General features: G+C 52.5%; 23 protein-coding genes, 1 tRNA gene and 1 pseudogene. 15 read left to right on the top strand and 10 right to left on the bottom strand.

Annotated elements, in window-relative coordinates; all coding sequences use genetic code 11:
• Positions 1-85: 85 nt before the first annotated feature.
• The 8 genes and pseudogenes from Q5911_RS13160 (at position 86) to Q5911_RS13125 (ending at position 5,200) form a co-directional block, all read left to right on the top strand.
• On the top strand, positions 86-655 hold the full coding sequence (locus Q5911_RS13160; protein WP_303183440.1) for a DapH/DapD/GlmU-related protein: 570 nt from the start codon (positions 86-88) through the stop codon (positions 653-655).
• A gap of 91 nt (positions 656-746) precedes the next feature.
• The gene (locus Q5911_RS13155; protein ID WP_303183438.1) at positions 747-1,709 is read left to right on the top strand and encodes a hypothetical protein; all 963 of its coding nucleotides are present in this window, start codon (positions 747-749) and stop codon (positions 1,707-1,709) included.
• Between the two features lie 333 nt (positions 1,710-2,042).
• A pseudogene (locus Q5911_RS13150) lies at positions 2,043-2,425 on the top strand (pyridoxamine 5'-phosphate oxidase family protein).
• 45 nt (positions 2,426-2,470) lie between these two features.
• On the top strand, positions 2,471-3,118 hold the full coding sequence (locus Q5911_RS13145) for a pyridoxamine 5'-phosphate oxidase family protein (protein ID WP_303183436.1): 648 nt from the start codon (positions 2,471-2,473) through the stop codon (positions 3,116-3,118).
• A 15-nt stretch (positions 3,119-3,133) separates the two neighbouring features.
• Complete coding sequence (locus tag Q5911_RS13140) at positions 3,134-3,925, top strand: protein-ADP-ribose hydrolase (protein ID WP_303183434.1); 792 nt, start codon at positions 3,134-3,136, stop codon at positions 3,923-3,925.
• 59 nt (positions 3,926-3,984) lie between these two features.
• On the top strand, positions 3,985-4,413 hold the full coding sequence (locus Q5911_RS13135) for an Rrf2 family transcriptional regulator (protein ID WP_076778460.1): 429 nt from the start codon (positions 3,985-3,987) through the stop codon (positions 4,411-4,413).
• 164 nt (positions 4,414-4,577) lie between these two features.
• Entirely contained in the window at positions 4,578-4,832 is a 255-nt protein-coding gene (locus Q5911_RS13130) for a hypothetical protein (RefSeq protein WP_076778458.1), read from the top strand.
• Entirely contained in the window at positions 4,832-5,200 is a 369-nt protein-coding gene (locus tag Q5911_RS13125; RefSeq protein WP_303183430.1) for a hypothetical protein, read from the top strand. Before Q5911_RS13130 ends, Q5911_RS13125 begins: the two co-directional genes overlap by 1 nt.
• 93 nt (positions 5,201-5,293) lie before the next feature.
• Here the strand turns inward: Q5911_RS13125 and Q5911_RS13120 are convergent, their stop codons facing one another.
• A complete protein-coding gene (locus tag Q5911_RS13120; protein WP_303183428.1) occupies positions 5,294-6,172 on the bottom strand; it encodes a LysR family transcriptional regulator in 879 nt (292 codons plus the stop codon).
• Between the two features lie 168 nt (positions 6,173-6,340).
• Here Q5911_RS13120 and Q5911_RS13115 point away from each other — a divergent pair, with 168 nt between their 5' ends.
• The 3 genes from Q5911_RS13115 to Q5911_RS13105 all read left to right on the top strand — a co-directional run bounded on the left by Q5911_RS13115 (position 6,341) and on the right by Q5911_RS13105 (position 10,360).
• Entirely contained in the window at positions 6,341-6,523 is a 183-nt protein-coding gene (locus tag Q5911_RS13115) for a hypothetical protein (protein WP_303183426.1), read from the top strand.
• Between the two features lie 164 nt (positions 6,524-6,687).
• On the top strand, positions 6,688-8,427 hold the full coding sequence (locus Q5911_RS13110) for an ABC transporter ATP-binding protein (RefSeq protein ID WP_303183424.1): 1,740 nt from the start codon (positions 6,688-6,690) through the stop codon (positions 8,425-8,427).
• Between the two features lie 22 nt (positions 8,428-8,449).
• The gene (locus Q5911_RS13105) at positions 8,450-10,360 is read left to right on the top strand and encodes an ABC transporter ATP-binding protein (RefSeq protein ID WP_303183422.1); all 1,911 of its coding nucleotides are present in this window, start codon (positions 8,450-8,452) and stop codon (positions 10,358-10,360) included.
• Between the two features lie 75 nt (positions 10,361-10,435).
• Here Q5911_RS13105 and Q5911_RS13100 read toward each other — a convergent pair whose 3' ends face one another.
• The 4 genes from Q5911_RS13100 to Q5911_RS13085 all read right to left on the bottom strand — a co-directional run bounded on the left by Q5911_RS13100 (position 10,436) and on the right by Q5911_RS13085 (position 12,491).
• Positions 10,436-10,714 carry a type II toxin-antitoxin system HicB family antitoxin gene (locus Q5911_RS13100; RefSeq protein ID WP_303183420.1) on the bottom strand — a complete coding sequence of 93 codons (279 nt, stop codon included), beginning with the start codon at positions 10,712-10,714 and terminating at the stop codon, positions 10,436-10,438.
• Between the two features lie 248 nt (positions 10,715-10,962).
• Entirely contained in the window at positions 10,963-11,652 is a 690-nt protein-coding gene (locus Q5911_RS13095) for a carboxymuconolactone decarboxylase family protein (RefSeq protein ID WP_303183418.1), read from the bottom strand.
• 22 nt (positions 11,653-11,674) lie between these two features.
• Positions 11,675-12,112 (bottom strand): cupin domain-containing protein, encoded by a 438-nt coding sequence (locus tag Q5911_RS13090; RefSeq protein WP_076778444.1) that lies wholly within the window; start codon positions 12,110-12,112, stop codon positions 11,675-11,677.
• Positions 12,113-12,125: 13 nt separating this feature from the next.
• Positions 12,126-12,491 carry a MerR family transcriptional regulator gene (locus Q5911_RS13085; RefSeq protein ID WP_303183416.1) on the bottom strand — a complete coding sequence of 122 codons (366 nt, stop codon included), beginning with the start codon at positions 12,489-12,491 and terminating at the stop codon, positions 12,126-12,128.
• Positions 12,492-12,684: 193 nt separating this feature from the next.
• On the opposite strand from Q5911_RS13085, the gene Q5911_RS13080 reads away from it, so the two are divergent.
• Together Q5911_RS13080 and Q5911_RS13075 are read left to right on the top strand one after the other, a co-directional pair.
• Positions 12,685-13,575: a DUF362 domain-containing protein gene (locus tag Q5911_RS13080; protein WP_303183414.1), complete on the top strand. Its 891-nt coding sequence runs from the start codon at positions 12,685-12,687 to the stop codon at positions 13,573-13,575.
• 146 nt (positions 13,576-13,721) lie between these two features.
• Complete coding sequence (locus Q5911_RS13075; protein ID WP_076778438.1) at positions 13,722-14,156, top strand: hypothetical protein; 435 nt, start codon at positions 13,722-13,724, stop codon at positions 14,154-14,156.
• Positions 14,157-14,218: 62 nt separating this feature from the next.
• Here the strand turns inward: Q5911_RS13075 and Q5911_RS13070 are convergent, their stop codons facing one another.
• The 3 genes from Q5911_RS13070 to Q5911_RS13060 form a co-directional block, all read right to left on the bottom strand.
• Positions 14,219-16,318 carry a sodium-translocating pyrophosphatase gene (locus tag Q5911_RS13070; protein WP_076778436.1) on the bottom strand — a complete coding sequence of 700 codons (2,100 nt, stop codon included), beginning with the start codon at positions 16,316-16,318 and terminating at the stop codon, positions 14,219-14,221.
• A 160-nt stretch (positions 16,319-16,478) separates the two neighbouring features.
• Positions 16,479-17,813, bottom strand: coding sequence for a M18 family aminopeptidase (locus Q5911_RS13065; protein ID WP_303183411.1), 1,335 nt, complete (start codon positions 17,811-17,813; stop codon positions 16,479-16,481).
• 13 nt (positions 17,814-17,826) lie between these two features.
• Positions 17,827-18,540, bottom strand: coding sequence for an HAD family hydrolase (locus Q5911_RS13060; protein ID WP_281725041.1), 714 nt, complete (start codon positions 18,538-18,540; stop codon positions 17,827-17,829).
• 177 nt (positions 18,541-18,717) lie between these two features.
• Between Q5911_RS13060 and Q5911_RS13055 the strand changes: the two genes are divergently transcribed.
• Positions 18,718-19,308: a xanthine phosphoribosyltransferase gene (locus Q5911_RS13055; RefSeq protein ID WP_076778430.1), complete on the top strand. Its 591-nt coding sequence runs from the start codon at positions 18,718-18,720 to the stop codon at positions 19,306-19,308.
• A 23-nt stretch (positions 19,309-19,331) separates the two neighbouring features.
• The gene (locus tag Q5911_RS13050; RefSeq protein WP_303183405.1) at positions 19,332-21,053 is read left to right on the top strand and encodes an ABC-ATPase domain-containing protein; all 1,722 of its coding nucleotides are present in this window, start codon (positions 19,332-19,334) and stop codon (positions 21,051-21,053) included.
• Here the strand turns inward: Q5911_RS13050 and Q5911_RS13045 are convergent.
• Both Q5911_RS13045 and Q5911_RS13040 read right to left on the bottom strand, forming a co-directional pair.
• A complete protein-coding gene (locus tag Q5911_RS13045) occupies positions 20,995-21,900 on the bottom strand; it encodes a pyridoxamine kinase (protein ID WP_303183403.1) in 906 nt (301 codons plus the stop codon). The two genes, Q5911_RS13050 and Q5911_RS13045, sit on opposite strands and share 59 nt — an antisense overlap.
• A gap of 294 nt (positions 21,901-22,194) precedes the next feature.
• Positions 22,195-22,268, bottom strand: a tRNA-Arg gene (locus Q5911_RS13040).
• Positions 22,269-22,511: the final 243 nt, after the last annotated feature.

Here is a 22,511-nt window from a genome sequence, read left to right as displayed (position 1 = left end):
CATTCTTTATATATATTTGATATAAAAAACGGGCGGCCCTATAATCGAAAGGGAAAAAGAATATAACTCATAAGGAGAAAAAGAGATGGAGAGAGAACTTTTTTTAGAGAATCTGCGAAATGGAGAGCCTGTGACAGGACAGTCTGACAGGCACAGGATGATGCATGAGCTGGCCCAGGAGGCCATGCGGCTGACAGCGAAGCTCAATGCCTCTTACCATGAGCCGGAGGAGATCAGGGAAATTTTCTCGGAGATCATCGGAAAACCGGTAGATGAGACGTTTGCCCTGTTCCCTCCTTTCTATACAGACTGCGGGAAAAATATTTTCGTGGGGAGTCATGTCTTTATTAATTGTGGATGCCACTTTCAGGACCAGGGAGGGATCTACATAGGGGATCACGCTTTGATCGGCTCTCAGGTCGTGCTTGCCACCATTAACCATGGCATGGAGCCGGAGAAGAGAGGAGACAATATCCCCGCACCAATCCGGATCGAGAAAAATGTGTGGATCGGCTCCCACGCTACTATCCTTGCCGGCGTCACAATAGGAAAAAATGCCGTTGTGGCTGCCGGGGCAGTGGTGACAAAGGATGTGCCCGCCAATGCAGTGGTGGGAGGTGTGCCTGCCAGGCAGATCCGGAAGCTGAATTCATAATTCAGAAACATTTCAAAAACATTTCTTAAACAAAAGGAAGATAAAATAGAGCAGAAAATACGGTGTGGCATGCTACCTGAGGAGGGATCATGTGAGAAAAATGCATCTGCCGGATCTGAAGCCGGCGTGGAGGGAGCTTTTATATTTGGCCACCACGATTTTGGCTGCTCTGTCTATTGTGAGCGCGGCCTGTGAGGGCGTATTTCCCCGGTGGGCCGTCTATCTGTTTTACGGGACGGCAGCCGCAGCGCTCTGCTTTTCCTGCCTTTATCTGGTACGGGACCTGAGAAGACTGAAAAGATTTTTGAGGGAGATGGCAGGAAAGGGACGGATCACGGGGCGCTGTATAGAAGATAAAAAGTACAGGACAGGCCTGGCTGCTGTGATGGGGATCCCTGTCAATGCGGCTATCGCCCTGTACAATGGCGTGGTGGCAGCTGTGGCTGGCTCGCCTTGGTTCGGCACCTTGTGCGCCTACTATCTGATCCTCGGGATCATGAGAGCTTACTGGATCGCCCAGCACCTGGAGGAGGCCGGGCTAGCCCCAGGACGGCGGTTTCGGATCAAGAAGACTCCAGAGCGGAAGATCCGAAGGCGTTACGGCATTCTGTTTATTACCATGGCCTTTGTGCTGGGAGGTGCTGTCATCCTCCTGATTCATCTGGAGGGAGGAAAATCCTATCCGGGATATACCATCTATGTGGCCGCTGCTTATGCTTTTACGAAGAGTATCCTGGCAGTCTGGAACACAGTGTCAGCCGGAAGGAAAAAAAGAACAGTCCTGGATCATCATCCGAAGCATTGGACTGGCCGATGCCGCGGTGTCCATTTTGTCTCTTCAGACGGCAATGTTCTCCTCCTTCTCCAGCGGGGACGAAGCCTTTCGTTCTCTGATGAATGGCATCACCGGGGCAGTGGTCAGTCTTATTATCCTGCTGATCGGTGTGTTTTATCTGGCTGCCTCCCGAAGAAAAGTGGAAAGCTGAGAGCGTGTGATGTGAGCGCAAGGGCAGGACTGTCAGCTCTCCATAGAAGGACGCACGGCCAGGTCTGACACGTCTACATTGTCTGGCTGGGAGACTGCGTAGAGAACTGCGTTGGCAATGGCGTCCCGGAAGGCGATTTGTTTTGAAGATCTGAAGGAAATCCCCATTCTGGCTCACGGTGGGTCCGGATTCTGGATCGATATATGCCGGGCGAATATGAAGGGAGGGAGCTTCTTATGAAAGTAGGAAAGTGGGTGGAGGAGCAGCTACTCTGAAAACATACAATAGATCGGGAAAAACAGAAAAAGTTTTGATGTAACTATTGACATTACAATGAACGCGTGTTGTTTTGGGGTTGTGGATGTAATAATAATAGTTACAACAAGAAAGGAGATCTTATGATGGAAAAAGTAGTAGAGTTTTTACAGGCTAATCCGGTACAGTAGGAAGGGACAACAAGGCAAAAGTGCGGCCCTTTATGTTCCTTTTTGAGCAGGGCGGAAAGCTCTGGTTCTGTACCAACAACACAAAAGATGTGTACAAGGACATGCAGGCAAACCCGGAGATCGAGGTCTCTGTGTCTGATCCGACATACGCATGGATCCGTCTTCACGGTACGGCAGTATTTGAAAACAATATGGCGGTAAAAGAGGGAGCTATGAACAATCCGATCGTGAAGAGCCAGTACGAGACGGCGGACAATCCGATCTTTGAAGTGTTCTACATCAGAGATGCCCACGGCATTATCGCCGACTTCTCGGGAAATCCGCCTTACGAGTTCTAGGGCAGGCACGCAAGAACGCTGTATGAAAGAAAGGTGTGTGGGGTTGTGAAGACAAAAGAGTATCTGAGGATATTAAAGGAAGACATTCATTCCGCAGTTATCGCTACTGTGGACGGAAGCGGGCGGCCCGTCACCCGGGTCATCGACATCATGCTGGCGGATGAGGACAGCCTGTATTTTCTCACCGCAAAAGGGAAAGCCTTCTATGAACAGCTTATGAAAGATCCCTGTATTGCCATCAGCGGCATGTGCGGTGGAGAGGGAACAATGAGCAGAAAGGCGGTCTCCATCCGGGGCAGAGCTGAATGCATCGGATCAGAGAAACTGGATGAAATCTTTGAGGAAAACCCCTACATGACGCAGATCTATCCCCAGGAGGAGAGCCGCGGGGCACTGCAGGTGTTCCGGGTATCGGAAGGGACCGGCGAATTTTTTGACCTGTCTGTGAAGCCCATCTTCCGGGACTCTTTTGTCCTGGGGGATGGGGCAAAGGCGGAAGAGAAGGATTCAAGGCCCGGGGAGGGTGGATATTTTATCACAGACCGGTGCCGGGGCTGTCGCATCTGCTACAGCAGGTGTCCCCGGAAATGTATTGATCTGTCCGCAAAACCTCTTGTCATCCAGCAGGAACACTGCCTCCACTGCGGGAACTGTATGGAGGTGTGTCCCTTTGGGGCAGTAGAAAAGCGTTAGAAGGAGGGAAAGAAGATGTCTCATGGAAGCAGACAGGAGCAGGAAGAGAGACTTGATCTGCTCCTGCGGTCCCTTATGAATATCCGGATGCCCGGGGAAATGGCTGAGGATGTGACAGAGGTGCAGGACGCGTTCCTTGCAGAGGAAGCCAGAGAAAAGGGAATCGTGACGCTGGAGGACATTCCCACGGCGGCGCGGCAGTACAAAAGCCCACATCCCTTTGCGGACAGGCTGTCCATCTGGCAGGGCGATATCACAAGGCTGCAGGTGGGAGCCATCGTGAATGCGGCCAACTCGCAGATGCTGGGCTGTTTCGTGCCCTGTCACGGGTGTATTGACAATGCGATCCACAGCGCGGCAGGTATCCAGCTCAGGAATGCCTGCAGCCATTACATGAACAGCCGGAAGATGCAGTACGGTCCCCGGTACCAGGAGCCCACAGGCAGGGCCGTCCTGACAGAAGGATACAATCTGCCTGCCCGTTATGTGATCCACACGGTAGGCCCTGTGGTGAGAGGACCCCTGACGAAGGAACTGAAAGAGGATTTAAGGAACTGTTACCGGAATGTGCTGCAGTGCTGCCGGGAACACCAGATCCGCTCCGTGGCATTCTGCTGTATCAGCACAGGAGAATTTCATTTTCCAAATAACCAGGCAGCCAGGATCGCGGTGGAGACAGTGACAGAATTTCTGGAGGAACACGGCAGGGATTTTGACCGGATCATATTCAATGTATTTAAAGATACAGATCGGTATATATACGAGGATCTCCTTGGGAATTCAGGCAGCGGGGACGGAAAATTGTAATCGTTGACATTACAATGAGTCCCGGCTAAAATGGAAGTCGAAAAGGAGTTGAGAATGATATGCAGATTTCAAGCAGATTTACCATCGCCATCCATATGCTGACGTGTATAGAGACGTTTAAAGAAGATTATAAGGTTACCAGCGACTTTCTGGCTTCCAGCATCAACGTGAATCCGGTGGTCATCCGCCGGATCCTCTCACAGCTGCGGGATGCGGGGATCATCGAGGTAAAGCGGGGCACCGGAGGCGCTTCTGTGCTGAAGCCTCTGGGTGAGATCACGTTTCTGGATGTGTACCGGGCAGTAGAATGCATCGAGGAAAATACCCTCTTTCACTTCCATGAAAATCCCAATCCCGCCTGCCCGGTTGGAAAAAACATCCACAATATACTGGACGACAAGCTGCTCCGGGTCCAGCAGGCCATGGAGAGAGAACTTGCGTCCATCACTCTGGCCGATGTGCTGGAAGATCTGAAAAAATATAGGTAGGTTCTGAGATTCATATAGCTGTTTTGCTTCAGCCCCCAGGTCCGGATACTGTCCGGGACGGGGGCTGATTTTAATATTTCACAAACAAAACCGCAACATTACTCCAATATTCCGGCGCTATCCTTATATCGTCAACAGGAAAGAAAAAGGAAAGGAGATAGAATATGGCAAAATCAAAGCTTGTGAAAGCAAATGAAAAGATTGCTGAAAAAGTAGTCGGTGGCTACAGGAAGATCGAGGATGGCGTGGTCGGCGGTTACAAAAAAATTGAAGAAGGAGCGGTCGGCGGTTTCACAAAGATGTCCGACTCCTTTGTGGATCAGTTCCTCACAAAGGACGGGGAGTCAGTGGAAGATGCGAAAAAGAGACTTGCGGCTGAGAAGAAGATGAGAGAAGAAAAAAGAGGAGGAACAAAATAATGAAGAAAAGTACATTTACTGCAATGATCCTGGGAACGATAGGAGGAGTTCTCTTTGCGCTTGGCATGTGCCTGGCTCTGATACCGGAGTGGAATGCTTTCCGGCCCGGTGTGGTAATGGGAGCGGCAGGCGCTGTTGTCCTTTTGATCATGGTGTTTGTGTGGAGAAAAATGGAGAATAAAGAGCCGGTCCACGTGTCTGGAAAGACGATCGGGATCGTACTGTTTGGGATTGTGGGAGCCCTGCTCTTTGGTGTGGGCATGTGTCTGACAATGGTGTGGAGCCACATGATCGCAGGGATTGTGATCGGTCTGGTGGGGATCGTGGCGCTTTTGTGCCTCATTCCTATGACAAAGGGGCTGAAGTAGAAGTTTTCGAGGCGATGTAAGTGATCCGCCGGACATACTGTTTTAGGGGACGCCGGGCAGGCGTCCTCTATCTGCTTATATAAGGACAAATATCTATGCGTCCGGAGCCGGGAAAGCCTGCCTCATCAATGTGAGAAAGCGCTTCAGTACAGGGTGGTCGTTTTTCTGCTGATAGTAGACGCCAAAGGTGACGGACGGCAGACCGGTGACGGGGATATAGCACAGGCCCTCCTTCCTGGCACCGGGAATATCCGGGTACAGCGTATAGCCAAGCCCTGCGCTCACAAGTGTCAGGGCACTCTCGATACTTCCTGCCAGATACCGCTGTTCCGGCGGCAGATTTACCAGCAGGCTGTTCTGTACCGCAAAGATGGTGTCGTGGATCTGACGGGGCGAGCAGGCAATGAAACTTCCGGACAGTTCTCTTTTGGACACGGTCCCATATTTTGCCAGGGGATGGCGGGGCGAGCAGATACAGGACAGAGGGGCGCTGCAGAGTTTATGGAAAATGAGAGAGGCGTGCTTCTGTTCCTGCTTGATCCCCAGGGCGGCGTGGACCTGGTCGTTTTCCACCAGGCTTAGAAGAGAGGGGAAAGGAACCAGGCTGATGTTAGGGCGCAGAAGAGGAAACTCTTCTGCAAGGGTGCAGAGGACTGGAGGAAAAAGGCCGGCCTCCATGCTGTTGTGGCACCCCAGCTCCAGAGGGATAAAGTGTTCATGTCGCCCCAGCCTTTCCCTGGCTGACAGGGCTGTCTTCAGGATGAGCTGCGCGTCCGGGACGAAGAGGATCCCCTCCTGGGTCAGGGTGACGCTCTTGCTTGTGCGGATGAACAGTTTTACGCCCAGCTCTTCCTCGAGGGCATGGATCTGATGACTGACTGCAGGCTGGGTGATCTTCAGCTCCCTGGATGCTTTGGAGAAATTCAGGTGCTCTGCCACGGCCATGAAACATTCCAGCTGTACTGTATTCATAAAAGACTCCTTTCTTATGCAATAAATATCTTTTATAGATTATAACATTTTTGAATTTCACATTTCCAGTATTCGGAGATAAAATCTTGTATGGGAAAAAGATAAGGCTGTGAACTGTTTCTGTCCGAACAGTTCCGCCCGGGAGCATACAGGAGGTGTTGGACAAAAATGACAGAAGATATCAGGACAGAAGAGCTGCTCTTTATGGCAAAAAAGATCGGCCTGGATCTGACATCGCAGCTGGAATTTTATTTGGGAGATCAGGAGATGAGCGGGCTATATCCTCTTTCGGGAAGAACCGGAAGACATCAGAAAGAAAAAAATCCTCCCTACAGACAAACTCAGGGCTGAGGATGAACAACTTCTTCGGAAAGCGGACAGGATGGAATCAGAGCTGTTCAGTGTGCTGGATCAGCAGGAGAAGGCACTGCTGTAGAAGCTGGAGCGCAAGCTTTTGCTTCATCTGACAGACATGGAACACAGCCAATCAAACAAAGACAGGAGGTTATCTTACAGTGAGAAAAGTTATACAGCAGCTGGGACAGTATAAGCGGGACACCTTTCTATGTATAGGCCTCACCGCCCTTGAAGTGATCATGGAAATACTGATGCCCTTTGTTACCGCCATTATCATAGACAGAGGTCTGGAGGCAGGGAATATGGGAGTTGTCTACCGCTATGGAGGACTTATGGTCCTCATGGCGTTTCTGAGCCTGTTTTTCGGCGCTATGGCGGGAAAGAATGCGGCAAGCGCTGCCTCAGGCCTGTCGGCCAATCTGCGTGAGGCGATCTACGCCAACATTCAGACCTTTTCCTTTTCAAACATTGATAAATTCAGCGTGCCGGGCCTTGTGACCCGCATGACGACAGACATCACCAATGTGCAGAACGCCTTTATGATGGTGATCCGTGTGGCGGTCCGGGCGCCTCTGAACCTGATTTTCAGTTTTGCCATGTGCCTGATCATCAGTCCTTCCTTAAGCGCTATGTTCCTGATCGCAGTGGTCTTCCTTCTGGTGGTCATCGGGTCTATCATGGCAGTCACCCTGAAGATCTTCAGACAGGTGTTCAGACGGTACGATGACTTAAATGCCAGCGTCCAGGAGAATGTGACGGCCATCCGTGTTGTCAAGGCGTTTGTCAGGGAGGAGTACGAGAATGTGAAATTCTCCAGGGCATCCAAGATGCTCTATGATCTCTCCGTCAAGGCAGAGGGACTTCTGGCCTTCAATAACCCGGCCATGATGGTGGCAGTCTACTTCTGCATCATCTCCGTATCCTGGTTCGGGGCAAAATATATTGTCGGCGGCTCTATGACTACAGGCGATCTGACCAGTCTGTTCAGCTACATTATGTCTCTTCTGATGAGCCTTATGATGCTCTCTATGGTGGTGGTCATGATCAGTATGTCCATGGCCAGCATCCGCCGTATCAGCGAGGTGCTGAGCGAGGAGGCAGACCTTCGTGACCCTGATGACCCGGTGACAGAAGTGGCTGACGGGCGCATTGATTTTAATCATGTGAATTTTTCTTATAAACACGGAAGCGGGAAAAATGCCCTCTCAGACATAGACCTCCATATCAGGAGCGGCGAGACCATTGGCGTCATCGGCGGCACCGGATCGGGCAAGAGCAGTCTGGTGAACCTGATCTGCCGCCTCTACGATGTGGACGAGGGCTCTGTCTGTGTAGGCGGGGTAGATGTCCGCAAATACGACACAGAGGTCCTCAGGAACCAGGTGTCTGTGGTGCTCCAGAAAAACACGTTGTTTTCCGGAACGATCCTGGACAATCTGCGCTGGGGCAATCCGGAGGCGACAGAGGAGGAATGTATCGAAGCCTGCAGGGCGGCCTGTGCGGATGAGTTTATTGACAGGATGCCCCAGGGATATCACACAAGGATCGAGAGGGGAGGCTCCAATGTGTCCGGCGGACAGAAGCAGAGGCTGTGTATTGCCCGTGCCCTTCTGAAAAAGCCCAAGGTTCTGATCCTGGACGACTCCACAAGCGCTGTGGACACGGCGACGGACGCAAGCATCCGGGAAGCTTTTGCAAGACAGATCCCCGGGACGACGAAGATTATCATTGCCCAGCGGGTCTCCAGCGTGCAGTCTGCTGACCGGATCCTTGTGCTGGACGACGGACGGATCGATGCCTTTGACAACCATGAAAATCTGCTGAAGAACAACGCCATCTACCAGGAAATCTACAACTCGCAGATCGAGGGCGGCGGCGATTTCGATCAGCCGGCTTAAACAGGGAAGGAGGAAATGCTCTATGTCTATAAATGATAAGAAGAACGAGAAACAACAGACGGACAGGACAGCGACGGCAACGAAGCTGATCAGCAGAGTGATACGATATATGCTTCACTACTACAAGTACCCGTTCCTGCTGGTGGTTGCCTGTATCATGATCACAGCTGTAGCCACTGTCATAGGGGCGACTTTTCCCCAGACATTGGTGGATGATTACATCACACCTATGCTGGCAAACGGGACAGATGACTTCAGCGGACTTGCTTCCGACCTGGTCCGTCTGGCTTGTGTGATGGGAGTGGGTGTGATCACTGCCTTCACTTACAACCGTATCATGGTCAATGTGAGCCAGGGAACTATGCGCCATCTCAGGGACGATTTATTCCGCAGGATGGAATCTCTGCCTATCAAATACTTTGACACCCACGCTCACGGGGATATCATGTCCGTTTACACAAACGATGTGGATACGCTGCGGCAGATGCTCAGCCAGAGTGTTCCCCAGATCATCAACTCTGTGATCACCATGGCGGCGACCCTTGTCACTATGATCATCCTGAACCCGGTGCTGACAGTGATCTCCATACTCACCGCAGCGGTCATGCTTTTTGTGACATCCCGATTTTCCCGTCTGTCCGGAAAATACTATGTACGCCAGCAGATCGATCTGGGAGCTGTGGACGGTTTTATAGAGGAGATGCTGGACGGACAGAAGGTAGTCAAGGTATTCTGTCACGAGGAGGAGGCCATGGCCGACTTCCACAAAGTGAATGAAAAGCTCAGGAACAGCACAGACAAGGCCAACCGCTACGCCAACCTGCTGATGCCTGTCAATGCCAACATCGGCTGGATCAGCTACGCTCTGGTTGCCATCGTGGGAGCCATCCTGGGCATCAATGGCCTGGCCGGTGTCACCATCGGTACGGTGATCACCTTTGTTGGGCTGAACAAGAGCTTTACCAACCCCATCACCCAGGTCAGCCAGCAGCTCAACTTTGTTGTCAACGCTGCGGCCGGCGCTCAGCGTGTATTTGATCTGATGGATCAGGAGCCGGAGATCGATGAGGGATATGTGGAGCTGGTCAATGCGAAAGAGGACGAGAACGGCCAGCTCACAGAGTCCGATGTGCGCACGAACCTGTGGGCCTGGAAACATCCCCACAAGGCAGAGGGCACTGTCACCTACACAAAGCAGGAGGGCGGCGTTGTGTTTGACGATGTAGATTTCGGCTACACGGATGAGAAGATTGTTCTCCACAATATCAGCCTCTACGCGAAACCGGGGCAGAAGATTGCTTTTGTGGGCGCCACGGGAGCGGGAAAAACTACTATTACGAACCTGATCAACCGGTTTTACGATATCGCGGACGGCAAGATCCGCTACGATGGCATCAACATCAATAAGATCAAGAAGCCGGATCTCAGACGGTCCCTTGGCATCGTGCTCCAGGATACCCACCTCTTTACCGGCACTGTTATGGACAATATCCGCTACGGAAAGCTGGATGCCACGGATGAAGAGTGTATCCGGGCCGCGAAGCTGGCTAACGCGGACGGATTTATCCGCAGTCTTCCCGACGGCTACGACACCATGCTCACCGGCGATGGCGCCAACTTAAGCCAGGGCCAGAGGCAGCTTCTTGCCATTGCGAGAGCCGCTGTGGCGGATCCCCCGGCGCTGATCCTGGATGAGGCAACCTCCTCCATCGATACCCGGACGGAGAAGCTGGTGCAGGCCGGCATGGACGCCCTGATGAAGGGCCGTACCACCTTTGTCATCGCCCACCGTTTATCTACAGTTAAGAACTCTGACTGTATCATGGTCATGGAACAGGGCCGCATCATCGAGAGAGGCACGCACGACGAGCTCATCGAGAAGAAAGGAAAATACTACCAGCTGTACACAGGAAACTTTGCGGCGCAGGGGTAGCAATGTATCAGAGCATATAAAAAACAATAGGGCCTGCGGGCCCTATTGTTTTTTGCCGGTTATTTTGTTCTGACCTTATTCATCCCATCCTTCATAAAACCGGATATTGACGGAAATATTGCGGACGATATCGCCTTCTTCCACCGAAATGTCCTCTATGTCGGAGACGCAGGGCAGATCCGGTTCCTCTTCTTCCAATTCTACTGAGATCCAATTGCGGGCCGCATCGTTGGCGTTGTCGATGGCATCATCCAGGGTGTCTCCGGATGCCTCGCAGCATGTAAGATCCGGAAAGACGGCGTGATACGTTCCGTCTTCTTTTTTGTGGAAGACTGCAGGGTATATAAAATTCATGGGAATGATCTCCTTTCCATTCTGGTTTTCAACACCATTAAGTATAAGATAAATCCGGACATAAGGCAATCACCAAGTTTCCCTTAAATTAACAAAACAGGAACATTATTAAAAGCAGTGGCAGGTGTATCGGTCACCGGAATGGCGGCACTGGGGATCAAGGTGATTTGGAACAGTTACAGGCGTGAAAAAAGGCGTCCGCACATCTGCTGTACGGACGCCTTCGCTGTTTCTTTTTTGTGTTGTCTCTATTGCTCAGCAGCCTTGTTGATGCAGGCTACTGCATTAAGGCTTCTCGGGTAGCCGATGTAAGGCAGGCACTGAGATACGACCCGGATCAGAAAGTCCTTGTCGTTGCCCAGGTTCATATTTCCCTTTGCGTGGGAAGTAAGCTGGGGCTCACATCCGCCCTGGGCGGCCAGGAAGCAGAAAGTGATCATCTCGCGCTGCTTTAAGTCAAGGCCGGTGCGGGTGTAGTAGTCGCCGAAGCAGTTGTCCGCCAGCCAGCGGTTGATATGCCCGGCTTTCCATGCTTCTTTCATATGGTCGCCGAAGATATCGGCCTGGGCCTGGACTCCTTTTTCCAGACGGTCCTCCATGGTGGTGGTGGCCTGGCCCTCCAGCGGGAGTTTTACGCCCCTGGAAGTAAGGATCTCATTTGCCACGTCAAGGAAGGGGCGCACCCGGCCGATACCAAGGTAATCCACGGCCTGGTAGATGACTTCCTTTAACATGACAGGGGAAAGGCCGGCATCCAGGGCCCTGGGAACTTCCAGACGGAACTCGTCTATGCCCTGGCAGCCCAGCAGCGTGGCGGTGATGGCCATATGGCGGGTGATATCGTCAAGCTGCTGTCCTTCTTCATTGACAACTTCGTCAAAAGCAAAATGTTCAAAACGCTCCATAAATTCGGGATCTGTCTCATAATAACTGCTCATTGTGCGTCACCTCTGTTTCTGTTTAGTCCAGTTTAGAATATGCTTCGTCGTCCACAGCTTCCAGCCACTCGTTGCTGGTCTCTGTTCCCGGAGCCTCAAATGCAATGTGGGAGAACCAGCTGTCAGCCTTGGCGCCGTGCCAGTGTTTTACTTCCGGCGGAATGACGATGACAGTCCCCGGCTCCAGGCTTACAGGATCCTTGCCCTCCTCCTGGTACCAGCCGCTTCCTGCCGTGCAGATCAGGATCTGTCCGCCGCCAGTCTTTGCATGGTGGATGTGCCAGTTGTTGCGGCAGCCCGGCTCAAATGTGACGTTGGCCAGAGCCAGCCCGCAGGCGGCCGGGTCTGTCAGAGGATTTAAATAGGAATTTCCGATAAAATACTGAGCGAAAGCGGTATTTTCCTGTCCCTGTCCAAATACGTTTGCCTTGTCAAATGTTTCTTTGTCCTGAATTTTCATAAAAAATGCCTCCTTAAACAGTTTGTTTTTTGTCCTGGTTTTTGCGGATATTGTAGCGGAGATAGTCCAGATGACTCAGCCGTTTTTCGCAGGAATGGATCTCGCCAAGAAGGATACGCCTTTTCTGATCAAGTATCCGGAGGCGCTGATCTTCACTCCCCTCTTTTTCCAGCAGCAGTTTCATGTAGGTCTCTATCTCGGAGCTAGCAAAGCCAATATCGTGCAGGGTCATGATAAGCCTCAGACGTTCCAGATCCGTGTCGTCATACTGCCAGGATCCCATTACCTTTTTTACTGCCTTGCACAGTCCCCAGCGCTCATACTCCCGGAGCATTTCCAGCGGGATGTTGTAGCGCCTGCTTGCTTCGTCTATGGTCATTTGACTCCTCCTTTCCGGATATCTTTATTGTAGTCCCGTGATGAAAAAGTGTCTAATGCTTATATTCAATTGTCATATATGCCTTGAAGGTATTCATTGCCAGACAATAAAAGCATTGGACATTGAGGAAAAACGGGGTTTACAATATAAGAAGAAACAGAAGACATACAGTTCATAAGGAGGGAAATATAATATGAAGGCAAAAGTATATTTTACACGGGAGATCACTCCGGAGAAAGTTGTTGAGATGTACGATGCGATGGGAGTGGAGCTTCCGGGGAAGGTGGCTGTGAAGGTCCATTCCGGGGAGAAAGGAAACCAGAATTTCCTGAGACCGGAATTCTGGCGGCCCATGGTGGACAAAGTGCAGGGAACCATTGTGGAGTGCAACACGGCCTACGGCGATGCCACCACCGGCGTGCGTGACAATACGCCCGAACATCTTAAGCTGATCGAGGAACACGGATGGACAAAGTATTTTGATGTGGACCTTATGGACGCGGAAGGACCGGACGTGACCTGGCCCATCCCGGATGGAAAGATCCTGAAGGAGAACAAGCTGGGAAAACATATTGAAAACTACGACTCCATGCTGGTGCTGGCTCACTTCAAGGGACATCCCATGGGCGGGTACGGCGGAGCTCTCAAGCAGCTTGCCATTGGCTGCGCATCCAGGGCAGGCAAGGCGCTGATCCACTCTGAGGGAAAGACAGATGACAGGTTTGAGACATGGCAGCAGCACGCGGACAGCGTGGCCTTCCCGGAGGCCATGGCGGACGCGGCTTCCAGTGTGACGGAGCATTTTAAAGGAAAGATCGCCTTCATCAATGTCATGAAGAACCTTTCCGTGGACTGCGACTGCTGTGCGGTGGCGGAGGATCCGTGTATGAAGGACATCGGTATTCTGGCATCCACAGACCCGGTGGCTATTGATCAGGCCTGCATGGATCTTGTTATGAACTCGGATGATCCGGGAAAAGATCATTTTATGGAGAGGGTGAACAGCCGGAACGGGATCCACACCATCGAGGCGGCTGCGGATCTGGGTGTAGGCTCACGGGAGTATGAGCTGATCGAGATTTAAACAGCAATTCTGCCTTTTTTCTGCTTAAAGAGCCGGTGCGGCAGTAAAGAGCCCCTACCGCCGGGTTGGGACTGGATAACTGACAGGAACTTCTTATTTGAGCGCAGTACATTTATAATCAGAATAAAAAGATGTACAGGAGCTGAATGATTTATGAAGAAAGTATGGACTTCTCGCCTTCTGATCCTGTCGGCCGCCTTTCTTCTGACAGCCTGCGCAGACGGCTGGCCGCCTCCAGGGATCACCGGGCTTTCTGCGGGTTTTCCATGGGTTCGGTGACCACCTGGCACACCTTTGAGTACTGTCTGGATTACTTCAGATATTTTATGCCTTCCAGCGGCAGCCTTACGACTGACGGGGACTATATGGCTTCCATTGTCCGGGAGTCCGGGCATGACTGGGATGATTTCTTCATCTTTGCCGCATCGGGGACAGAGGATTTTGCCTATTCTTCTTTCCGAAGGCAGATCCAGGCCATGGAGGATGTGGAGGACGTGTTCCGCACTGCAGACAACGAGGCGGAGGGAAACCTCTGGTTTCTTGTGCAGGAGGGCGGCAGCGGCGATTCCTGGAAATACTGATAAAAGTGAAAAAAAGCCCGGGCGGGACATTGCATCCCTGCCCGGGCTTTTCCGTATGTTCCTTAGAATATGTGGTAATTGACAACAAGGGCTGCAAACACGATGGAAACCATGGACAGCAGCTTGATGAGGATGTTGATGGAGGGACCGGATGTATCCTTGAAAGGATCCCCCACAGTATCTCCCACCACAGCGGCCTTGTGCTGCTCGCTTCCCTTGCCGCCGTGCTTTCCGCTTTCAATGTATTTCTTGGCATTGTCCCACGCGCCTCCTGCGTTTGCCATGAAGATGGCCATGAGGAAACCGGTGGCAGTGGAGCCGGTGAGAAGGCCGATGACGCCGTTGTAGCCCAGGATCAGGCCGGTCACAACAGGAGTCACGATAGCCAGCAGAGTGGGAAGAATCATCTCGTGCAGGCTGGCCTTTGTGCAGATGTCCACGCATCTTGCGTAATCTGCCTCGGCTTTCCCTTCCATAAGGCCTTTGATCTCCCTGAACTGGCGGCGCACTTCCACCACGATGCTCTGGGCTGCCCGGCCCACAGAGGACATAGTCAGGGCTGCAAAGACAAAGGGCAGGCAGGCGCCGATGAAGATGCCCACAAGGACGGTGGGGTTCATGACGCTCATGTCCAGAACCACGTCACTGCCGCCCACTTCCTGGACTTTCTCCACATAGGAGGCGATCAGGGCCAGAGCGGTGAGGGCTGCGCTGCCGATGGCAAATCCCTTGCCTGTGGCAGCTGTGGTGTTGCCAAGGGAGTCCAGGGCATCCGTGCGCTGGCGCACCGTCTCTTCCAGACCCGCCATCTCCGCGATACCGCCGGCGTTGTCGGCGATGGGACCGTAGGCGTCAGTGGCCAGGGTGATGCCCAGAGTGGAGAGCATGCCCACAGCCGCCAGAGCGATGCCGTAGAGACCTCTGGTGGACTCGATGAAGCCGCCGGAGAAGGCGTAGGCAGCCATGACGCACACGGCGATGATGATGATGGGAACGGCTGTGGACAGCATGCCCAGGCTCAAGCCCCCGATGATGATGGTGGCGGAGCCGGTCTCGGATTTGTCTGCCAGGTTCTGGGTCGGTTTATATGTATCCGATGTGAAGTATTCCGTAAAAAAGCCGATCAGCACTCCTGCCAGCAGACCGCCCAGGATGGCAAAGTAAAATCCGATAAAGTCTTTTCCCAGAATGAACCATACAAGGGGGAAGGAGACAACGGCTATGATGAGAGCGCTTGTGTTGGTTCCCCGGCGGAGAGCCTTCAGAAGAGTGCTCTGGTCTGTGTTTTCACCTGTCTTTACAAGCATGGAGCCGATGATGGATGCCAGCACGCCGATGGCGGCCAGGATCATGGGGATCACCACCGCGTTGACTCGGTCCACGGACTCGATCTTATTGAAGGCAATGACGCCCAGGGAGCAGGCGGAGAGGATGGAGCCCACGTAGGACTCGTAGAGATCGGCGCCCATACCGGCCACGTCGCCTACATTGTCCCCCACATTGTCCGCAATGACAGCCGGATTTCTGGGATCGTCCTCGGGGATGCCGGCCTCCACTTTTCCTACAAGGTCAGCTCCCACATCGGCAGCTTTCGTGTAGATGCCGCCGCCCACACGGGCGAAGAGAGCCATGGAGGAAGCGCCCATACCGAAGGTCAGCATGGTGCTTGTGATATCTTCCAGCGGGAGCTTAAAGACTAACCGGAGAAGGAGGTACCAGATGGAGATATCCAGAAGTCCCAGCCCCACCACTGTGAAGCCCATGACTGATCCGGCCGAAAATGCCACGTTCAGCCCTTTGTTCAGGCTGTTCTGGCAGGCGGCTGCCGTGCGGGCATTTGCCTTTGTGGCGATCTGCATGCCCACAAATCCGGAGAGGCCGGAAAAAAATCCTCCTGTCACAAACGCAAAGGGGACGAACCATGTCAGAAGCCCCAGAAGTGCCATGACGAAGAGGATGACGAACATGACCACGAAAAAGCTCACCAGGATCTTGTACTGGCGCCTTAAGTAGGCCATAGCCCCGTTGTGGATGGACGCGGAGATCTTTTTCATCTGCTCAGTGCCGCCGGGAAAGCTGAGGACTTTTTTTGCCCGGCTTGCCGCAAAGAGAAGAGCAATGACAGATCCGCAGAGTGTCAGTAGTGCCAATTGATTGTCCATATAATCTTTCCTCCATTCCTTAATGTGTTGAAAAAATAACGATTTGAGACTAATTATAGCACTTGTGTTGAGAAATACTACTATTTTTCAGTAAATAAATTGTGAACTTTTTGAATGATTTGTTAATATGAAAAAATGCCTGGAAAAACCAGGCATTTTATCACTTTATATCATAGGATCCGTCGCCCTTACAGTGGATGCGGCACCGGAAAAATTCCTCCATGGCTCGTATCATATAGTCTGTATCTGCAGCGCCCGCAGTCTCGAAAGGAGAGTGCATGGCAAGCTGGGGCAGACCGATGTCCACTGTGTTTACCGGCACCTGGGAAGCGGAGATGTTCCCCAGGGTGGAGCCTCCCGCCATGTCGGACCGATTCAGAAAAGTCTGGAAGGGCACCTGCGCGCGGCGGCAGATGGTCTTGAAAACAGCGGCAGACACGGCGTCGGTGGTGTACCGTTGGTTCCCATTGTACTTGATGACAATGCCCTTGTTTATAGAAGGGCGGTTCACTGCATCCGCCTTCTCCGGCTGATTGGGGTGCACTGCGTGGGCATTGTCAGCGGACAGCATGAAGCTGGAGGCCAACATGGTGAGATAGTCCTCTCTTGACTTGCCAAGACAGAGACAGATCCGCTGAAGTGTATCTTTCAGAAAGGTGGATGCAGCTCCCTGCTTTGTGACGCTGCCCACTTCCTCGTTGTCCAGCACACAGTGGACGGGGATGGAAGAGGGGCCCGGGATATCCCCCTGACTGCTGTCTTTTCCTGTATGTACAAAAGCGGTCAGGGAGGAGAAGGCGCACTGCAGATCGTCCAGTCTGGGGCTTGAGATGTATTTCTCTCCGGCCCCCCACAGAGTGCCCGGCATGCGGCAGTAGAGGAAAAGGTCGTGCCCAGCAATGTGCTCCGGATCCTCCCCGGCAGCCTCCGCCACACAGCGAAGGAACGTGTCTCTGCGGGAAATGTCTCCGTAGAGAGGCAGCATATCCTTCTGCGGATCAGGCTTAAATCCGTTATTGGCCTCCCGGTTCATATGGATGGCCAGGCTGGGGATGAGGAGAAGATCCCGGTCCACGTTCACCAGCTTTGTCCGGAGCTGCCCGTCTTTTTCCACCAGGATGCGCCCGGCCACGGAGAGGGGGCGGTCCATCCAGGGCCCCATCAGCATGCCGCCGTATTTTTCCACATTCAGCCGGACATAGAGGCCGGCTGAGGGAAGCTCCGGAAGTTCCTTTATCTTAAAGGAGGGGGAGTCGCCGTGGCTGGCGGCGATGTGGAAACTGGCCGCAGGTTCCGCGGGAATGCGGAAGGCGATCAGGGAGGAGAGGTTCCGGGTGACGAAATATTTTCCGCCGGGAACCAGTTTCCAGGGGGTACTCTCCTCAAGACGTACATACCCCTCGCTTTGCAGGACGGATCCCATGGTGTCCACCGCATGGTAGCTGGTGGGAGAATCCTGGATAAATGAAAAGAGATTCTGGATCGTTGACTGCAAGACACATCCCTCCTTATCTGAGTTTCTGTATAAATGTCATCAGATCCTCAAAGTTTCCCTGAGGATATCCGGACAGATCTTTTCCTTCTTTGTTGATCAGGCAGTCTGTGAGGAGAAAGACCTTCATTCCAAGTGTCTCTGTGACCATGTCCTCTGACACATCATTTCCCACCATCAGGCACTCCTCTGCACGGAGGCCGCAGTGGGCGAGGATGTCCCTGTAGTAGTCCGGGTTGGGCTTGCAGTGTACGGAATTTTCGTAGGTGGTATAGTATTCAAAATCCTCCGGTGAGACGCCGGCCCACCGCATCCGGCTCTCTGTGGCGATGGAAGGGAAGAGCGGGTTGGTGGCAAGGACCCTGCGAAGTCCGAGCTCACGGCAGAGGGCCACGGCCTGGGCGGCCAGGGGATTGAAGCCGCACACTTGCCTGGCCTCCTGGAATTCCACCTCATAGAATTCCTGGAAGACAGGGATGTCCCTCAGGGCCTTCTCACCGTAGATACCGCTGAAAAAGTTCCAGAATACCTCTTCGTTGGTAGATTTCCCGCTGTTCTGTACCATGGCGGCTGTGCCTCCCCACACGGCTTTGATGAGACCATCGGGGTCATAGCCGCGGGGCGCCATTTTCTCCGCCAGTTTCCCGAAATATGATTTTACAAACAGATCCTGGTCCATGGGCAGCAGTGTCCCGTCCAGGTCAAATAAAACAGTTGTGATCTTTTCCATATGAATATTCTCCTGTCCAAGTAAAATGCAGGGTGAGTGGCATGATCTGCTCTGTGTGCAGCCTGCTCCCGGCCCTGCGGCGACAGATAAAGTATAGAATGAAAAAACAGTGATTGTCAACTACTCTGTTTTCTCCTATAATAGATAGTAAAATTAAAAACAAAAGAGGAATTTGGTATGAATTTTTTAGAGGAACGCATTGTAAAAGACGGAATCATCACAGAGGGGAATGTGTTGAAGGTAGACAGTTTTTTAAATCATCAGATGGATATCCAGCTGTTCGATCAGATTGGTGCGGAGTTCAAGCGTCGGTTTGAGGAAAAGCCGATCAACAAGATCCTTACCATTGAGGCCTCCGGCATCGGGATTGCCTGTGTGGCTGCCCAGCATTTCAAAGTGCCTGTTGTATTTGCCAAGAAGACACAGAGCATCAACCTCGAAGGCGAGATGTATGTGGCGGAGGTGGAGTCCTTTACCCACCGCTGTAAGAATCAGGTTATCGTGTCCCAGAAGTTTCTCAGTGAGGACGACCATGTGCTGATCATAGATGATTTCCTGGCCAACGGCTGTGCCCTCCAGGGGCTGATCCAGATCGTCCAGTCGGCGGGAGCCACTGTGGAGGGGATCGGCATCGTCATTGAGAAAGGCTTCCAGGCCGGCGGCAGCATCATAAGAAACCTGGGATACCAGCTGGAGTCCCTGGCTATTGTGGACGCCATGGATGAGAAGACCGGAACTTTTGTTTTCCGGGAGCAGAAAGAGAAATAGACGAAAAGGAGCAGGACAGAAATATGAACACAGCAGTGCAGCTGGAACAGCAGCTTATGAGCATACACAGGAAGAGTTATCCGGCTTACAAGAGCCTGGCCGGTAGCTGGCAGTTTCCCGGCTTTATCCTCCACATCGACCATGTCCAGGGAGATCCTTTTGCAGCGCCCTCCAAGGTGAGTGTAGAAGTGTCCCAGAAGACAGCGGCCTTCCCGGAGGAGCTTTTTGACAGAAAGGACAAAAGGATCGCTCTGCAGGACCATCTTACCAGGGAGTTTTCCCGACAGGTCTCCGAGTACATGTTTCAGGCAAAGGGATCTGGAAAAAGTGGTCTGATCAGCATCAGCAGGTGCGGACAGGAGGTGCTGGAGCGCACAGCTCTGGAGATGAATGATAAGAGGATCCTGGTGCGTTTTGAAGTGGGCTTTCCGGCCAACGGGCGGACCATCAATGCGCCTGAACTGAAGAAGATCCTGTTTGACTACGTGCCTCAGTGTGTCAAGAGGGCGCTGTACTACAGGAATCTGAACGCAAAAGTGCTCCAGGAGGTGGCAGATCTGGCGGAGGACCAGACCTTTATCCGTGAGGAGCTGAGGAAGCGTGAGCTGGCAGCCTTTGTGGCAAACGGTTCTGTCCTGCCACGGCAGAGCGGCGTCTCGGACAAGCCCATGAAGGGTGCGGTGGTGTTTGAAAGTCCCAGGAGCATGGAAGTGGAGTTAATGCTCCCCCATAAAGGCGCCCTGAAGGGGATGGCGGTCCCCAGAGGCATCACCCTCATCGTGGGCGGAGGATACCACGGCAAATCCACGCTGCTAAAAGCCCTGGAGCTGGGCGTCTATAATCATATTAAAGGAGATGGAAGGGAATATGTTATTACAGATGATACAGCCATGAAGATCCGGGCGGAGGACGGAAGGGCTGTGGCCCATGTGGATATCTCGCCCTTTATCAATCATCTGCCAAATGGGAAGGACACGGTGGACTTTTCCACAGAGGATGCCAGCGGTTCTACCTCCCAGGCTGCCAATGTGGTGGAGGCTGTGGAGGCGGGAGCGGAGGCTCTCCTCATTGATGAGGATACCTCTGCCACCAATTTCATGGTGAGGGATGCTCTCATGCAGTCTGTGATCGCCAGGGAGCAGGAGCCTATCACCCCCTTTATCGAGCAGGCCAGGAAGCTCTATGAGGAGAAGGGCGTCTCGGTCATCCTGGTGGCGGGCAGCTCGGGAGCCTACTTCTACATCGCGGACAAGATCATCCAGATGGACACCTACAGGGCCTGCGATATCACGGACCATGTGAAGGATATCTGCAGCCGGAATAAGGAGGAGATGGAGTTTGTGGCAGCCCATCGGAGGGAATCCGAGGGGATCGCCAGATGGGGTGTCATGTCCCGTCACCCGTGCCTTGGAAAGATCGACAAGAAGCATGGACAGATCAAGGTCAAACAGTACGGGAAAGACAGTTTCTCCATAGGAAAAGACACAGTGGAGCTCAAGTATGTGGAGCAGATCACGGACAGCGAGCAGACCACTACCCTCAGCTACGTGCTGAAAAATGTCATCGAGGAGATGGAGACAAAAAAGAACGCCAGCCTTGAGGAGCTGGCGGAGAAGATCTGGAGAGAGATAGAGACCAGGGGGCTTTCCTGCCTGGTGAAAGGATCATACATCCCCTCTTCCCTGGCTATGACAAGGAAGCAGGAGATATATGCGTGTCTGAATCGTTACAGAGGGTTCCGCTAGGAGCCAGCATGGACAGGTACTTTTCGTAATTGACGCCGTCATTGCGAGGTACCTGTTCTTTTATGGAGTCAGAGAGAGCCAGGCTGATAAATTCGCCGGCCAGCCGCACCGAGTCCGTCACAGTGTCTCCCCTGGCCATGCCGGCTGCGATGCAGGCGGCGAAGAGATCGCCGGTGCCGGAGTAGCTGCCGCCGATGCAGGGGAAGGGGATCAGGGTGTGATCGTTGGCGGTGACATCCAGATTTCCCATCATGGGGATCCCGTTTTCGTCCGTGTAGTGGATGCCGGTGATGAGCACTTCCCGAAGCCTTCCGTGGAGGAGGGAGCGGGCCAGCTCGCTGATCACCTCCATGAGAAGGGGGATGTTCCTGACAGCTCCCAGCTCCTCGTAGTCTGCCCCTGTGAGGAGACACAGCTCTGTCAGGTTGGGAGTGATGATGTCCGCTTTCCGGCAAAGCTCCCTCATTTTTGCCAGCAGGCCCTCTGTGAAGAGGCCGTGGGGCTTTCCATCCCCGCCAAGAACCGGGTCTACAAGAAGGAAGGTGTCTTCCTTCAGGAAGCTGTCCAGAAACATCTGAATCTGCTTTACCTGCCTTTCGTCTGCCAGGAAACCGGTGCAGATCCCGTCGAAATGGACATCCATTTTCTCCCACTCCGAGCGGATGAGGGGCATCTTGTCTGTATAGCTGTCACAGTAGTAGTGGGGATATCCGGTCTGCCCGCTTAGGATCGCTGTGGGCAGGGGACAGGGCTGTACTCCCATGACAGAGATGACGGAGATGGCGGCTGTGAGAGAGCAGCGGCCAAATCCGGAGAGGTCGTTGATAACGGCTATTTTTTTTGTCATTTTTTTCAGTCCTTTCCGTTTTATGGGGCATGTACCATATGTCAAGCTACTCTATTGTATACCTGCACATGAGGGCAAGTCAAACGAAAACAGTATAAAAAGACCAGAGTGAAAACACTCTGGCCGGAGGGGGAAATTATGAAAAAGAAAATTGAATAAAGGTTTTGTTCCTTTGTTCGATTATTACTATACAGAGAAAATGTGATAAAAATGTGACTGTGGTATTAAATATATGTGAAATGAAAAGCTGAAGAATATAAAAAACGAGTTCCCTTGCAGGAACTCGTCATTCAACGTGGGCAAGAGGATTCGAACCCCCGACCTTCTGGTCCGTAGCCAGACGCTCTATCCAGCTGAGCTACGCGCACATCCAATAATTGGATAGATATTAATTTGTTATTGCCTCAGCAACGAAATTTATTATATCCTATGGTGCGAAAAATGTCAATAGGTTTTTGAAACTTTTTTTAATCACTCTTTTACCGTCATACTTAACAGATGACTGCCGGAAGCAAACAGTTACACTTGCCATTTTTCAGCGGATTGTTTATAGTAAAGGGTAAGCGCAGTCTGCTTATTTATATAAAGGAGTGACAAGAATATGAAATCAT

The sequence above is a fragment of the Lachnoclostridium phocaeense genome, from assembly GCF_959599685.1.
GTDB classification, from domain to species: domain Bacteria; phylum Bacillota; class Clostridia; order Lachnospirales; family Lachnospiraceae; genus Claveliimonas; species Claveliimonas monacensis.
Note: the sequence above shows the minus strand (reverse complement) of the source record. Positions and strands in the feature narration are given on the sequence as shown.